Genomic DNA, 15,591 nt, shown 5'->3' on the forward strand with positions numbered 1-15,591 from the left:
CAATATTACATTTCTAATATAATTGGACAATGATCACTGCCAAGTACTTCGTGATGGATATCTGCGTCTTTAATGGAAGATGCCAGACTTTCTGAAAGTACGAAATAATCAATACGCCACCCGATATTCCGCTCACGAACTTTATTCATATAGCTCCACCATGTATAGGAGTCTGTTCGGTCTGGATATAAATAGCGAAAACTATCAATAAATCCAGCTTCTAGTAAACTAGAGAACTTTCCTCTTTCTTCATCGGTAAAACCAGAGTTTCCGATATTTGGTTTCGCATTTTTTAAATCTATCTCATTATGGGCAACATTTAAATCTCCGCAAAAAATAACGGGTTTATGGTCATTTAATTTCAATAAATGAGCCTTCATGGCATCTTCCCAAATTAAGCGATATCCTAATCTCGATAAATCACGCTTTGAATTTGGTGTATATGCATTTACTAAATAGAAGTCCTCAAATTCTAATGTAATAACTCGACCTTCATTATCCGGTTCTTCTAATTGTATTCCATATTGAACAGCCAATGGCTTTTTCTTTGTAAAAACGGCTGTTCCTGAATAACCCTTCCGCTCCGCATAATTCCAAAATTGATGATATCCATCTAATTCTAGTAATATTTGATTTTCTTGTAATTTCGTTTCTTGAATCGAAAAGATGTCAGCGTCTACTTTTTGAAAATAATCTAAAAATCCTTTTTTCACACATGCACGAATGCCATTTACATTCCACGATACTAATTTCATTTCTTTCCCCTTACTACGATCAAATTCACCCGTCGAATTTGCGCCCGGATTTTTTCGAGCTCACACGATAAATTCCCCTTAAAAAATCCGTGGCATCCGCCGGAGACTTAACTTCATTTCAGTTGGGGTGAAATCCAACTGAATCAAGGTGTTTTTTATAATCATCATGCTAATCTTTGAAGTGAGGGACTTCTGTACCTGTAGCAAGCTTTCGGTACAAAAGCCTTTACTGAATGAAGTTAATGCCTAATACCCATTATCTTGTCGTTTATGGTTAATTTCATTTTTTTCTATATATCCTTGTTGGATTTGTTCCCATGTAAAGCCGAGCATTTTACCGATATTTAAATAGGTTGCAAATGCATCGATATAATAATAGGAATCTTGGTTTTGTTCCATCTTTAAGATTTTTCCCATTATTTCTTTAAAGGCAGTTACCAGTGAGGTGGTTGCTTGTTCCGCTCCAAAATTCGTCATATATGCATCATATAGTCGATCCACATCATACTGTCTGTAGTTTGCAATACTTAAGAAGAAATGCAATGAATCTACGTATTCCTCTAGTAATATATTTTGTTCACTTGGTCCTTTATTGCTCCAATGTTTGAAGCATCTAGTTTCATTTGCTAATTCACAAATTTCCACTAATAATGCCAAAATTTTATTATCTTCAAGGTCTTTTCCTTCTAGTCCATGCTCTTGAATAATTCGATCATCAAGAACTCGTTGCATTTCACTGAGTTTTTTAACATTCATTCTTTTTTCATCCTTTTTTATCTCTTATTTTTCCCTTATCGCAGTTCATAAATGATTAAAAACCTTACCATTTATTAACTAAAACAATTTTCCCCACTGCTTGACCTGATTCTAAGTATTGATGGGCTTCAGTAACCTCGTCAAACGAAAATACGTTTGAATCAATCAGTGGTTTTAACTTTCCTTGTTCAATGATGTTCGTTATCTTCTTCAATGTTTCCCCAAGCTCTTTTCGATGCGTATCATTTAAAACATCTAATAATAAAAATACTACATGGAAAGTTAACCCTTTTGAATGTAGTGGAGTTAAATCATGAGTCGATCTTGCTGCAATCGTAACAATTGTCCCATGTTTTGCCGCAGCTGCAAAAGAGTTATCCAGATTTTGTCCCCCTACAGTATCAAAAATTGTGAAAAACCCTTTTCCATTTGTATACCGATCGATATATTCTTGAACTGAAGATTTTTTGTAGTTAATAGCCACGTCAGCACCAAGATCTTTTCCAATTTGAAGTTTTGCTTGATTAGAGGCAGTTGTATAGACGGTCGCACCTATCCACTTCGCTAATTGAATGGCAATATGACCCACTCCTCCTGCTGCACCATGTATTAAAACTTCATCATGTTCTCCAATTTTAGCACGTTGAAATAGAGCTTTCCACGCTGTGAGTGTAACGAGTGGAATGGCAGCTGCTTCTTCCATTGTTATATTCTTCGGTTTATGTGCGATCAGTCTTTCGTCTACTAACATGTACTGTGCTAACGCACCGCCCATGCCTTTAAAACCACCTGCAAGACCATAGACCTCGTCACCTTGTTTAAAATTAGTTACATCCTCTGCAACTTCACGAACAACCCCCGCAACATCACCGTGGAGGACAGCTGGTAAGTCTGGGGATACAGCAGGTACTGCCCCACTTCTAACTTTTGTATCGATTGGATTCACACTTGTTGCTTTTACTTCAATTAATACATGTCCTGCCAAAACCCTTGGTACAGGAAGGTCTTCTAATTGAAAAACATTTGCATCACCAAACGAACGAATCACTTGTGCCTTCATATGTATGAACACTCCTTAAAAAATGTCTGTTTCTATTGTATCATGGAAAAGAGAGAAAAAAGCACCCAAAATTGGGTGCCCTTCTCCATCTTCTATTTTTCTTATTTTGAAAGCTCAGGTACTTTATTTTCTGATTGTTCATGACGAATTGTTGCTTGTGCTGCAGCTAAGCGAGCTAAAGGTACACGATATGGAGAACAGCTTACATAATCTAAGCCTGCTTTGTAACAGAATTCAATGGAGCTCTTTTCCCCACCGTGCTCGCCACAAATGCCTGTTTTCAATTTTGGTTTAACAGAACGACCTAGTTTCACACCTGTTTCTACTAGTTTACCAACGCCTTGTTGGTCTAGAACTGCAAATGGATTTTCTGGTAGTACCTTTTGCTCAATATAAGATTGCAAGAACTTACCTTCTGCATCATCACGGCTATAACCAAAAGTTGTTTGCGTTAAATCATTTGTACCAAATGAAAAGAAATCAGCTTCTTCGGCAATTTGATCAGCCGTTAAAGCCGCCCGTGGAATTTCAATCATCGTACCGACTAAATAATCAAAACCAATTCCTGTTTCTTCTTTTACCTTTTCAGCCGTATCTTCAACCACTTGTTTCATCAACTTTAACTCATTCACATGACCAACTAGCGGAATCATGATTTCTGGTTTAACTGGAATGCCTTTTTCCGTTAAGGTAATCACCGCATTGAAAATGGCTTTTGCTTGCATTTCATAGATTTCCGGGAAAATTACACCTAAACGACACCCTCGGTGTCCTAGCATCGGGTTTATCTCAGCTAACTCTTTCACCTTTTTCAATAAGAATTCTTTTTCTTTCAATTCATCTGAATTTGGTGCTGTTATCTGTAATTTCGTTACCTCAACTAATAATTCTTCTTTATCAGGTAAAAACTCATGCATTGGCGGATCAAGCAAACGAATCGTCACTGGATGTCCTTGCATGGCTTCAAATATTCCTTCGAAATCACCTTGTTGCATTGGTAGTAATTTATCTAAAGCAGTCAATCGATCTTCTAGATTATCAGCCAAAATCATTTCTTGCACAATTGGAGTTCGTGTTGGGTCTGTAAACATATGCTCTGTACGGCAAAGACCGATACCTCCTGCACCAAATTCTAGTGCTTTTTTTGCATCTGCTGGATTATCTGCATTGGCACGAACACCTAAATATCTTGCTTCATCAGCCCAAGATAATAATTGTTGGAATTCTTCCGAAAGTTCTGGATCGATCATCGGAATTTCACCCAGCATAATTTCACCTGTTGAACCATCGATTGTAATAATATCGCCATAGTTAACAACGAAGTCACCAACTGTAATCTGTTGAGCTTTTACATCGATTTTTAATGCTTCACAGCCACAAATACACGCTTTCCCCATTCCACGTGCCACTACAGCGGCATGGCTCGTCATTCCACCTCGACTCGTAACGATCCCTTGTGCATAGATCATCCCATGAAGATCGTCAGGAGTTGTTTCTGGACGTACAAGAATGACTTTCTTTCCATCATTTCCTAACTTTTCAGCCTCATCAGCGTCAAACACGACAGCACCTGTTGCTGCTCCTGGTGATGCTGGTAAACCTTTGGCCAAACGAGTACGTTCTGAAGATTCATCAATACGGTGATGCAATAATTGATTTAATTGATCTGGATCCACGCGAAGAAGTGCTGTTTTTTGATCAATAAGACCCTCTTTTACCATCTCAACGGCAATTTTAATTGCTGCTTGAGCTGTCCTTTTTCCTACACGGCATTGCAGAATATACAGGACACCACGTTCAACCGTAAACTCAATATCCATCATATCTTTATAATGTTTCTCAAGTAATTCGCATGTAGCAACAAACTTATCATAAACTTCGGGCATATCTTGTTTTAATACATGAATCTCTTGAGGTGTCCGAATTCCAGCAACAACATCTTCACCTTGTGCGTTAATTAAATATTCTCCATAAAGGACATTTTTTCCAGTGGAAGGGTCCCGTGTAAACGCAACTCCAGTTCCAGAATCATTTCCCATATTACCAAATACCATACTTTGGATATTTACAGCTGTTCCTAAATGATCAGGAATTTTATTCAAACGACGGTAAACAATCGCCCGTTGGTTATTCCAAGAGTCAAATACAGCATTAATTGCTAAATATAATTGCTCAATTGGATCTTGAGGGAAATCTATTTTATTATGTTTTTTTACGATTTCTTTATATCCTGCGATTACCTCTTTCCAATCTTCTGCAGTTAATTCTGGGTCAGAATGGTAGCCTTTTTTCTCTCTTGTTTCTTCAAGGTACTGCTCAAAGTAGAACCCATCAATTTCGAGTACTACATTACTAAACATTTGGATAAAGCGACGATAGGAATCATACGCAAAACGTGGGTTATTTGTAAGTCTAGCCACAGCCTCCACTGTATCATCATTCATACCTAAATTTAATACCGTATCCATCATTCCAGGCATGGAAAAAACAGAACCAGAACGAACAGAAACGAGTAACGGATTAGAAGTATCTCCCAGCTTTTTGCCTGCTTTTTCTTCTAACGCATCTAGTGCTACATCGATTTGTTCTTTTACTTCTTTAGAAATTTGTTTTCCTGCTTGATAATAATCATTACAAGCTTGTGTTGAAATCGTAAAACCAAATGGAACAGGTAAACCAATATTCGTCATTTCAGCTAAATTGGCTCCTTTTCCACCTAGTAGATTTTTCATTTCACTATTTCCTTCATTAAACAAATATACAAATTTAGTCACTATTTTTAACCTCTTTTCTTTAAAATGTCGATAACAAGACCCGCTGTTTCTTCAACCGCTTTGTTTGCCACATTTATAACAGGGCAACCTACACGCTTCATGATTTTTTCTGCATATTCAAGTTCCTCTAGGATTCGTTCTAAACTAGCATAATTTGCCTCGGATCTCAGACCTAAAGCTTTTAAACGTTCTTTTCGGATTTCATTTAACTTATCCGGATTGATGATGAGTCCAACACATTTGTTTCGTGGAATTTGAAACAATTCTTCTGGCGGAGAAACTTCTGGAACTAATGGAACATTCGCTACTTTATAGCCTTGATGTGCTAAATACATCGATAAGGGCGTCTTTGATGTTCGAGAAACACCGATTAATACGATATCTGCGCGTACAACTCCACGCGGATCACGTCCATCATCATATTTCACCGCAAATTCAATTGCCTCAACCCTTCTAAAGTACTCATCATCTAGTTGTCTTAACAGCTTCGGTTGACGATTCGGCTGTTTATTAAATTTTTTCATAAACACTTCAATTAGTGGTTGCATAATATCAACAGCCATAATTCCTTCTTCTGTTGCACGTTGATCCATATATTTTTTTAATTCTGGAATCGCTAGTGTATACGCAATGATCGAATGATTATGGCTCGCGATATTAATAATCTCTTCTATATCTTCTATATCCTCTGCGAAGGCATAGCGACGAATATCAATATTACCGCCATTAAATTGTGCCGCCACAGCTTTCACAACAAATTCAGCCGTTTCTCCAACTGAATCTGAAACAACATAAACAACCTCTTCAGATTTGATAACGCTCACAACCTTTTCTTCAATGGAAATAAAATATTAAAAGTGAATAAAATGTATCCTAGTGTGTATCATCTCCATTAATTTCTATGTATTTTAAATATGTTATACTTTTTACGAATATAGAATAACACATTTAGTTTTATTCGTGTACTGTTTTTTATGATAATTTTTTCACTTTTTCATAAAATAATAGATTTATTATTTTTAAATAACAAAAAAGATAGATTATTAGCCTAATTTTAAGCTATATCTATCTCAAAAAGTTAATTATGTTGCTTGTTATGAATGGTTTGTTGCGACTTTCTTTATTAACTGTTCAAACTCATATTTACTTTCCTCAGACATTTCCGGAATAGAACTTTTTAGAAAGGGTTTTATTAACTTAGCAATCGAACCCTCTGCTGTTAGTTGAAACGCAACTGCAATACTTGTCTTGTGATTAGATAATTTAATGGTTTCAATCCGTCCATGTCCATTAAATTTGTCACTTATCCCCGTAATACGAAAGGTAATTTTTTCAAATTCTTTCCAATCGATTATTTGCGCCTTAAAATGAATTTTTTTCTTGATTAATCCAAAATTACTTTTTACTTTCCATGTTGAAACTTTGTCTGAAATGAATTCATGTGAAATATATCCAGGGATTACCTGATGCCAATTTTCCTTTGAATGTAAAAAAATCCATAAAGTTTCATTTGGTATTTTAACAACCGTCTGAAATGTATGTGAAGACATATTCAATCCCCCCTCTTATGAATTTCCCCATTATAAAGGTTTATTCTCATTAAGTGATGAATATGTCTTTCATTAAAGTTAAATTACTATACTGATTGATCAATTTTTCTGTCTAATCTTTGTAACAAACGAAGAGCCCGGTTACGATCCATCCGGCGATAATGATGATTGCCTCCTGGTTCTTCATCCTTCTCATCCGCTTCTTTCACAATCTCTTGTAGAGGAGTTCGAATAATCTCTCCGCCCGGAATATAGGAATCTGTATGAAAAAGGATGGCCAAAGCAATTTCTTTTGCCTTTATCGGATTTTCACCAAGACGGATTAATAATTTATGAGCTCTTTCCGCTCCTTTAATCGCATGAATATCATTTTTTCGATATAAATCATAATCCCATTTCCCATTTTTATACCATGTAAAATGACCAATATCATGCAAAAAACCAGCTTTTGCTGCGCTATCTGTATCAATGCCTTGTTCTTTTGCAAGTTGAAATGCATGATAGGCAACTGCAATAGCATGGACAAGTCCAGAACGATTCACGTATTTTTGAGCGATATGATGGTTAAAAATATCTACTAATGTTACATCTCTCATACACTTTCCCTCCAACTCTTTAGAACAGGTATATTTTTTACAAAAAGTCGTTCCAGACCCTTTTAGACCATATAATGAAGTGATTTTTTCTATACTACTTTAGATTGGAAATCCATTCAACTAATTTGTTTTTATCATCATATTTTTAAAACTTTAGCATGTCCATACATACGGGGCGTATTCTCAATAAATTATTAAAATATGGTTAAAAATTCAGTTTTAATATGGTAAGATATTGTTTGAATGATGCTTTTATTGATCATGATAAAAGTAATAATTACATATAAGGAGCACAGAAATGGAAAAAGTACTCGTATTTGGACATAAAAATCCTGACACTGACACAATCTGTTCAGCCATTGCCTATGCAAACTTAAAGTCCGAACTTGGCGTGAATGCAGAGCCTGTCCGTCTTGGGGAAATTAGCAGTGAAACGAAATATGCTTTAGAGCATTTTCAAGTAAATGTACCACGTTTAGTTGAAAAGGTAGCTCAAGAAGCGAAACAAGTCATTTTAGTTGATCATAATGAACGTCAACAAAGTGCAGATGATATTGATGAGGTTCGTATTTTGGAAGTAATTGATCATCACCGTATTGCCAATTTCCAAACAAGCGATCCGCTGTACTACCGTGCAGAACCTGTGGGATGTACAGCTACCATTTTAAACAAATTATATAAAGAAAATGGCATTAAAGTGAAAAAGGAAATTGCTGGATTAATGTTATCTGCCATTATTTCAGATTCCCTATTATTCAAATCTCCAACTTGTACAGAACAAGATATTGCAGCTGCTCGTGAATTAGCAGATATTGCTGGTGTTGACCCTGAGAAATATGGTTTAGAAATGTTAAAAGCAGGTGCGGATTTAAGCGATAAAACCATTGAGCAATTAATTACACTTGATGCTAAAGGGTTTGAGATGGGTGAATCCAAAGTGAAAATCGCTCAAGTCAATGCTGTTGATACAGAAGATGTTCTATCTCGTCAAAAAGAAATCGAAGAGGCCATTCAAGAAGTTATCGCCAATGAAAACCTTGATCTATTTTTATTCGTGGTAACAGATATTTTAACAAACGATTCTGTTGGACTAGCGCTTGGTAAGCTAACAAATGCTGTTGAATCAGCGTTCAATGTTGAATTAGATAATAACACAGCGATTTTAAAAGGTGTTGTTTCTCGTAAAAAACAAATTGTTCCAGTATTAACAGACACCATTAAAGCAATATAATAACAAAAGCGGACGCTGCAACTTTTCGTAAATATTTAACGCTTGTGATAAAGGAAACATGATGAGCACGACAGTGACAATCGATATTGACACAATCGATGAAGAAAAAGCGGAAAGTTCACTAGGCGCTGGCGCGCAAGTCATCGAAAAAGAGGTTATAGGACGGATTCCTGTAACCTCTTTTTTTTGAAAAGCTTTAAGCAAATATTTTATCTTTAACATGATAGACCATTGCAATTTCATCACAGTTGTGTAATTTTGGACAGTTAATGCAATCCTGCCATACTTTTTGCGGCATTGTATCCTTTACAGTTACTTCAAAACCACATTTTTTAAAAAAATCAACTTGATAGGTGAGGGATATTAATTTATCAATACCAACTCGCTTCGTTTCTTCTATTATCTTTTCCACTAACAACTTCCCAATCCCTAATTTTGTCATTGAATCATCCACAACAAGGGAACGAATTTCCGCTAAATCTTTATCTAAAATTGCTAAGCTCGCAGTTCCAACTACACGATGATCGACATCTGCCACAAAGATCGAAAAAATATTTTGGCTCAAAGACTTTTTAGTTCTTGGCAGTACAATCCCTTTATTTGAATAAATATTAATTAATTCAAATAGGCTATCAACATCAGCAATTTTTGCCCTTCTAATTTCAACCATATTTCGTCCTCACCTTACCATAATATCAATAATTTGTTTTAATCATACTCGATTTTCTCAAAAAGTCAATATTTAATCATAAAAATGTATAATTATAAATTACTAAAAAAAGGGTGACAGGCACCTTCCATAAAATGGAAGGTGCCTGTCACCCTTTTCAATATAAAATTTATGCTTCGATAACTTCTACTTTTTCCATTACATCACCATTTTTCATGGCTAATACTGTATCCATTCCGGAAGTTACTTTTCCAAATACAGTATGTACACCATTTAAATGTGGCTGTGGTTCATGCACAATAAAAAATTGACTTCCACCAGTATCTCTTCCTGCATGGGCCATGGATAAAGAACCTACTTCATGCGTATGAGGATTTCCTTCTGTTTCACATTTAATTGTATATCCAGGTCCACCTGTTCCTGTTCCATGTGGACAACCTCCTTGACTTACAAAGCCTGGAATCACACGATGGAATGTAAGTCCATTATAAAAGCCCTCATTTGCAAGCTTTTCAAAGTTTGCTACTGTACCAGGAGCCTCATTTGGATATAATTCAAATTCAATTTTTTCACCGTTTTGCATTAATATGTATCCTTTTTTAGACATTTTATGCATCTCCTTTATGATTAGTAAAACACGTATAATCATACCATTATTTAACTCATTTCACAAAAATTTGTCCTAACTTCTATCAAAAAATTGAGCTAATTCTACAATCATCGCTCCCATTCTTTCATGTTTTGGTACCACTAATCGTCTAACCCCTTCTTCTTTCAAAGCTGCAGCGGTTACTTTTCCTACGGCTGTTGCAATGGTTTTCCCTTCATTAAAAGCAGATAGTATATCTTTATAGAATTCTTTCTTTTTTGCAAAATCTAATAACCAATGGACCTGTATTGCGGTTGTAAAACAAACAGCATCTACCTTATTATTTAAAATTTCATCACAGACTCTTTCCAATGTTTCTTGTTCTGGAGCCACATGTATATAAGGAAGCAAATACGTAACATGAGCACCCTTTGTTTCTAAAAACTCAATTAACGATGGAGCCTTTTCCCCGTGCAATTGTACGACTATTTTTTTATTTTCTAAGCATAAATCTTGCATTTTATGGATTAAATTTTGAGTCGTCCCGTCATCATCAGAAACGACTGCCTGTAAGTTTAACCTTTTTAATGCAGCGGTCGTTTTATACCCTCTTGAGGCAATCTTTGTCTTTGATAACTGTTCAATAAATTTTTCATGCAATCCAAGTTTATCGGTTTGTTCAAGCAATGTTTCTAATCCAATTCCTGTTGTAATAATTGCCCAATCAGCCCCATTTTCAACAAAAGCTCTAATATCCTTTTCAATCTCATTTCCAGCTTTAAAAACTGTTCCTTGTAAAGAGCGAACACTGGCAGTTCCACCTTGTTTCTGTATTAACGTCATCATCTCATCGGTTTTCCTTGTCGCCCCTAACACCACATGTTTCCCTGCTAATCCGTTTCCCATTTTATATCTCCTTTTTTATTGATCATGTTTATTTTCACATATTTCAACACTTTTTTATAGAACTAATCACAATGATTTAAAGATTTAACTATTAAATTTACATAATATTTTATATGTAAACTTATGAGTAAAAAATAAACCTCGGTTTTATAACCGAGGCTCTTCTTAATGGTGGTGCCCGTGATTAAGGCGATCCTTTACTGGATTTGTTATGACAAATCCCTCTTGCGGAACATAATAGTATTGAATCCAAACACCATCTAAAAACTCTTCTCTCGTATCAAGAAGAATGTCAATGTCTTTGTCCGTTTTAACCATTTCATCAAACTCTGTTGGCTCATCGAAGCGAAGATCATAATGAGCATGATCCCCATGCATATGAGTAATGTAAACACGCAGTAATTTACCCGTATCCCCTTCTCTTGCAATCATTTCTTTAAGAACTTTAGCAGCATGACGGTTAATTTTACATTTCATCTACAAAATCTCCAATCAAAACAGAATACAAAAATAATCTCATTTTCTCTCTTTATTTGCAAAATGATTTCTGTATTTTTTACAAACGCTCTAACAAACTCAACAATTCACTTAAATGGTTAATTTCATAGTCAGGAATTACCTCATTCCGCTCTTTACCATGACGGTTAATCCAAACCGAACGAATTCCAGCCTGTTTTGCTCCAAGGATATCCGTCATTAGATTATCACCGACCATAATGGCTGCTTCCTTATTAATGTTAAGCAGCGAAAGTGCGTGATCAAAAATGGATGGATCGGGTTTCCCCTTTCCAAATGCTCCAGATATAACGATTTCGTCAAAGTACGGCACTATTTCTGGAGTAATCGTTAACTTTGTATTTTGAAGATCAGGGGAACCGTTTGTTAAAAGTAATAGTTTATAGTTTCCTTTTAGTTGATCTAAAACAGAAAAACAATCATCATAGACAAATGGTTTGCGGCGTCGTTCTTCTGGAAACTTCTCTGCTAAAAATGCCGCATATTTTTCATCATCAATTCCACAACCCAACAATCCATTTCTCCACGCATCTTTTCGATATTGAGGTGCAATTTCTTTTAATTTACGAAAATCATCTGTATCGTCTAAAAAATTACCCCAGAGTCCTTCAAAAGGATTGATCCCGATCATTTGCGTAAATGGATATGTTTCATAACTTGAATACAACTTTCTGGCTTCTTCTCGAACTGAATTTTCTAGCTTGTCTACATCAACATTATATTTTTCGGAAGCTAATTGACAAGTAGATACAAAAGCCTCTTTTACACTTTTTTGATCCCAAAGAAGTGTATCATCAAGATCAAAAAATATCGCTTCAATCATTTAGGAATCCCTCTCCCCATTTAGTTCGTATTTCTATTTTTTTACTTCAACTGTCCAATCAAAGATATCCTCTTCTTTTCCAAGTTGAATCCCTGTTAATGTGTTATATAATTTTAAAGATAATTCGCCAATTTCTCCATCATTGATATCTAACTTTTTATCTTCCCAATATAGTTCACCAACTGGCGAAATGACAGCCGCTGTTCCTGTACCAAATACTTCTTCTAGTAGACCATCTTTATAGGCTTGATAGATTTCTTCCATTGAAATTTTACGTTCAACAACAGGTACATTCCAATGTCTTAACAAATGTAAAATCGAATCTCTTGTAATACCCGGGAGGATGCTTCCATTTAGTGCAGGGGTGATGACTTCACCATTGATTTTGAAGAATATATTCATACTGCCTACTTCTTCAACGTATTTTCTCTCTACCCCATCAAGCCATAGAACTTGAGAATAACCTTCTTCGTCCGCAACTTCTTGAGCTTTTAAACTAGATGCATAGTTTCCTGCTGTTTTTGCTTGTCCTGTTCCACCAGCTACTGCACGTACATAACGACTTTCAACTGCAATCTTAATTGGCTTAATTCCTTCTTTATAGTAAGAACCAACTGGTGACATAATGATAATAAATTGGTAAGATTCAGAAGGATGTACACCTAATGAGGCTTGAGTCGCAATGATAAATGGACGAATATATAATGAAGTCCCTTTTACTTTTGGCACCCATTCATGGTCTATTTTAATAAGTTCTTTCAATGCATCTAATGCTAAAGCTTCATCAATTTCCGGGATGCATAAACGATCATTTGATTGATTTAGTCTCTGCATGTTTTTATCAGGTCTAAACAGTAAAATGTTCCCGTCCTCTGTATAATAAGCTTTTAAACCTTCAAAAACGGTTTGTCCGTAATGAAAAACCATAGCAGATGGGTCGAGTGAAAGGGGTTGATAAGGGATGATCCGTGCATCATGCCATCCTAAATCTGTTGTATAATCCATCACAAACATATGATCTGTAAATTCTTTCCCGAATTCAAGATGTTCAAAATCAGGCTTTTGTTTGTGATTTTCAGTTTGAATAATGGTTAATTGTTCGTTTGACATGATCTTCTTCTCCTATCTAATATCTAAACTCATATATATTGAATTTCTAATAGTAATACTTTATCACAAAATATAGATTTTTAAAGATTTTTTGTAAATATTTAATTATTTAAGATATCTTCAAATTGTTCTTTTAGCTTTTCACCGAATTCCTCTAGATCTTTCGAACCATGCTTCAGCTTTTCTTTCCACTTTGGAGCTTCTTCTTTTATTTTTTCTTTTAGCTTATTCGTTTGATCTTTAAGTGGCTCCTCTTGCTTATCTTTATTCAATTCTTTTTCTTTTAAAGAAGACTGGATGGATTTGACCTCAAATTCTTCTTTTTCAATATATGGAAGCGATTGTTCCATGATCGTTTTGAATAACGGCACTACCGTTTTAGAACTGCCCGATTGCAGATAATGCTCCCGATCCGTTTTATCGTAGCCTAGCCATACAGCTCCGACTAGATTAGGGGTATACCCGACAAACCACTGATCTTTCGTTCCATTAAGATCTTGGTAAGGTAATTGTGTAGAACCTGTTTTCCCTGCAATTTGTACGCCAGGTATTTTTGTTCCTTTTCCTGTCCCTTCTTCTACAACACCAAGGAGCATAGAAGTCATTTCATTTGCTACTTTTTTAGTCGTAACTCTCACCGTTACGGGATCATATTCAGCAATTACCTTCCCAGTTGGTCCTTCAATTTTGCTTATTAAATGCCCCTCTTCTCTTTTGCCATCATTTGCAAAAGTGGAATAGGCTTCCGCTAATTGTAATGGGGACACACCTTTACTCATTCCCCCTAAAGCAATCCCTAAATAATGATCCTCTGGTTCAAGTGGAATCCCGAATTTCCCAAGCATGTCAATCCCTTTCTCTAAGCCGATTTCATTTAATAACCAAACAGCTGACAGATTGATCGATTGCTCTACGGCCTTATACATCGGTACCTCACCTTGGTACGTACCAGTGACATTTGTTGGTGCATAATCCGCAAAAGTCATCTTCTCATCTTTTAAAACGGATGTAGGTTCATAACCTTCCTCTAATGCAGGGGTATATACGGCAAGAGGTTTTAACGTTGAGCCAGGCTGGACTTTCATATGTGTCGCTCGATTAAACCCTCGAAAAACATAATCCCCCCGACCGCCAACTAAAGCACGAACTCCTCCAGTTTTAGGATCAAGCAAAACGGCTCCACTTTGAACAAGTGTATCCCCTTTTCCCGTTGGAAAGTTTGCTTTATTGTTATATACCTTCTCTAATGAGGATTGAAGATTTTGATCCATTTCCGTGTATATATGATAGCCTCTTGTGATGATCTCTTCCTGTGTCAAGCCATACTTTGAAATGGCTTCATCGATGACAGCATCTACATAGTACGGATATTCACGCTTGATATAACTTTCTCCACCATCTTCTAACACGATTTTTTCGTTTTTCGCAGATATGAATTGTTCTTCTGTAATCATTTCGAGTTCTTTCATACGATTAAGCACAACATCCCGTCGATTCATAGCTCGTTCATAATGTTTATAAGGATCTAATGCAGAAGGCGATTGTAATAAACCAGCGAGCATTGCAGCTTCACTAATCGAAACTTCTTTAATATTTTTATTAAAATATTTCATTGAGGCATGGTCAATTCCCCAAGCGCCACTTCCAAAATAAACTTGATTTAAATACATGCTTAAAATTTCATCTTTTGTATAATGTTTTTCAATTTCAACAGCCAAAAATAATTCTTCCACTTTCCTTCGGAGTGTTTGTTCATGTGAAAGAAGAGCATTTTTGGCTAATTGCTGGGTAATCGTACTACCGCCACCTGTAATTTCTCCAGCCAATAAGTTTTTAATAAAAGCCCGTGTTATACCCATTACATCAAACCCATTATGTTCCTTAAACCGCCAATCCTCAATGGCAATGACTGCATTTGATACGTGATCGGGCAAATCTTTAACATTCACTCCTTCTGTTCGGTTAGCATCGACTTTTGCAGCTACATTTCCCATGTTGTCATGAATAATGGTTGTTTGCGATAATCCTTCTTGGAGTGATTGAACATTTGCCTTTGAGGCTGTATACGCAAAAAACACAATGGTAGTAAGAGTTACAGTTAAAACGCCCAATATTAAAATTTGCGTGAGATGTACTTTTTTCCAATAATATTTCAGTTTATTGAACAATTTTAGCAACCACTGAGTAATAGGTGGACTAAATTTATTCCAATATCGTTTCATCCATGTCAAAACCGGCTTTAACTTTTCCATTAA

16 protein-coding genes are annotated in these 15,591 nt (G+C 35.8%); 2 read left to right on the top strand and 14 right to left on the bottom strand.

Annotated features, from left to right (window positions below):
• Positions 1-5 precede the first annotated feature (5 nt).
• The 7 genes from Q5760_RS15335 to Q5760_RS15365 form a co-directional block, all read right to left on the bottom strand.
• A complete protein-coding gene (locus Q5760_RS15335) occupies positions 6-755 on the bottom strand; it encodes an exodeoxyribonuclease III (RefSeq protein ID WP_428908506.1) in 750 nt (249 codons plus the stop codon).
• Between the two features lie 246 nt (positions 756-1,001).
• A complete protein-coding gene (locus tag Q5760_RS15340) occupies positions 1,002-1,511 on the bottom strand; it encodes a dUTP diphosphatase (protein ID WP_428908507.1) in 510 nt (169 codons plus the stop codon).
• A 64-nt stretch (positions 1,512-1,575) separates the two neighbouring features.
• Positions 1,576-2,571: a zinc-dependent alcohol dehydrogenase family protein gene (locus tag Q5760_RS15345; protein WP_428908508.1), complete on the bottom strand. Its 996-nt coding sequence runs from the start codon at positions 2,569-2,571 to the stop codon at positions 1,576-1,578.
• A gap of 101 nt (positions 2,572-2,672) precedes the next feature.
• Positions 2,673-5,345 (bottom strand): pyruvate, phosphate dikinase, encoded by a 2,673-nt coding sequence (gene ppdK / locus Q5760_RS15350; protein ID WP_428908509.1) that lies wholly within the window; start codon positions 5,343-5,345, stop codon positions 2,673-2,675.
• Between the two features lie 5 nt (positions 5,346-5,350).
• Positions 5,351-6,160, bottom strand: coding sequence for a pyruvate, water dikinase regulatory protein (locus Q5760_RS15355; protein WP_428912596.1), 810 nt, complete (start codon positions 6,158-6,160; stop codon positions 5,351-5,353).
• Between the two features lie 279 nt (positions 6,161-6,439).
• Positions 6,440-6,895 carry a CoxG family protein gene (locus Q5760_RS15360; RefSeq protein ID WP_428908510.1) on the bottom strand — a complete coding sequence of 152 codons (456 nt, stop codon included), beginning with the start codon at positions 6,893-6,895 and terminating at the stop codon, positions 6,440-6,442.
• An 86-nt stretch (positions 6,896-6,981) separates the two neighbouring features.
• On the bottom strand, positions 6,982-7,491 hold the full coding sequence (locus Q5760_RS15365) for an HD domain-containing protein (protein ID WP_428908511.1): 510 nt from the start codon (positions 7,489-7,491) through the stop codon (positions 6,982-6,984).
• Positions 7,492-7,789: 298 nt separating this feature from the next.
• Here Q5760_RS15365 and Q5760_RS15370 point away from each other — a divergent pair, with 298 nt between their 5' ends.
• Together Q5760_RS15370 and Q5760_RS15375 are read left to right on the top strand one after the other, a co-directional pair.
• Positions 7,790-8,722 (top strand): manganese-dependent inorganic pyrophosphatase, encoded by a 933-nt coding sequence (locus Q5760_RS15370; protein WP_428908512.1) that lies wholly within the window; start codon positions 7,790-7,792, stop codon positions 8,720-8,722.
• 61 nt (positions 8,723-8,783) lie between these two features.
• On the top strand, positions 8,784-8,912 hold the full coding sequence (locus Q5760_RS15375) for a hypothetical protein (RefSeq protein WP_428908513.1): 129 nt from the start codon (positions 8,784-8,786) through the stop codon (positions 8,910-8,912).
• A 6-nt stretch (positions 8,913-8,918) separates the two neighbouring features.
• Here Q5760_RS15375 and Q5760_RS15380 read toward each other — a convergent pair whose 3' ends face one another.
• The 7 genes from Q5760_RS15380 to Q5760_RS15410 all read right to left on the bottom strand — a co-directional run bounded on the left by Q5760_RS15380 (position 8,919) and on the right by Q5760_RS15410 (position 15,588).
• Positions 8,919-9,392 carry an N-acetyltransferase gene (locus Q5760_RS15380; protein ID WP_428908514.1) on the bottom strand — a complete coding sequence of 158 codons (474 nt, stop codon included), beginning with the start codon at positions 9,390-9,392 and terminating at the stop codon, positions 8,919-8,921.
• Positions 9,393-9,561: 169 nt separating this feature from the next.
• Positions 9,562-9,999: a peptidylprolyl isomerase gene (locus tag Q5760_RS15385; protein WP_428908515.1), complete on the bottom strand. Its 438-nt coding sequence runs from the start codon at positions 9,997-9,999 to the stop codon at positions 9,562-9,564.
• Positions 10,000-10,074: 75 nt separating this feature from the next.
• Positions 10,075-10,887: a uroporphyrinogen-III synthase gene (locus Q5760_RS15390; protein ID WP_428908516.1), complete on the bottom strand. Its 813-nt coding sequence runs from the start codon at positions 10,885-10,887 to the stop codon at positions 10,075-10,077.
• A 165-nt stretch (positions 10,888-11,052) separates the two neighbouring features.
• Positions 11,053-11,364: an iron-sulfur cluster assembly accessory protein gene (locus tag Q5760_RS15395; RefSeq protein WP_428908517.1), complete on the bottom strand. Its 312-nt coding sequence runs from the start codon at positions 11,362-11,364 to the stop codon at positions 11,053-11,055.
• 79 nt (positions 11,365-11,443) lie between these two features.
• A complete protein-coding gene (locus Q5760_RS15400; protein ID WP_428908518.1) occupies positions 11,444-12,226 on the bottom strand; it encodes an HAD family hydrolase in 783 nt (260 codons plus the stop codon).
• Between the two features lie 33 nt (positions 12,227-12,259).
• The gene (locus Q5760_RS15405; protein ID WP_428908519.1) at positions 12,260-13,336 is read right to left on the bottom strand and encodes a branched-chain amino acid aminotransferase; all 1,077 of its coding nucleotides are present in this window, start codon (positions 13,334-13,336) and stop codon (positions 12,260-12,262) included.
• 101 nt (positions 13,337-13,437) lie between these two features.
• Positions 13,438-15,588, bottom strand: coding sequence for a transglycosylase domain-containing protein (locus Q5760_RS15410; RefSeq protein ID WP_428908520.1), 2,151 nt, complete (start codon positions 15,586-15,588; stop codon positions 13,438-13,440).
• Positions 15,589-15,591: the final 3 nt, after the last annotated feature.

Origin of the sequence: Niallia sp. Kr1 (assembly GCF_050389805.1) — a bacterium.
In the GTDB taxonomy this organism is placed as follows: domain Bacteria; phylum Bacillota; class Bacilli; order Bacillales; family Cytobacillaceae; genus Bacillus_BD.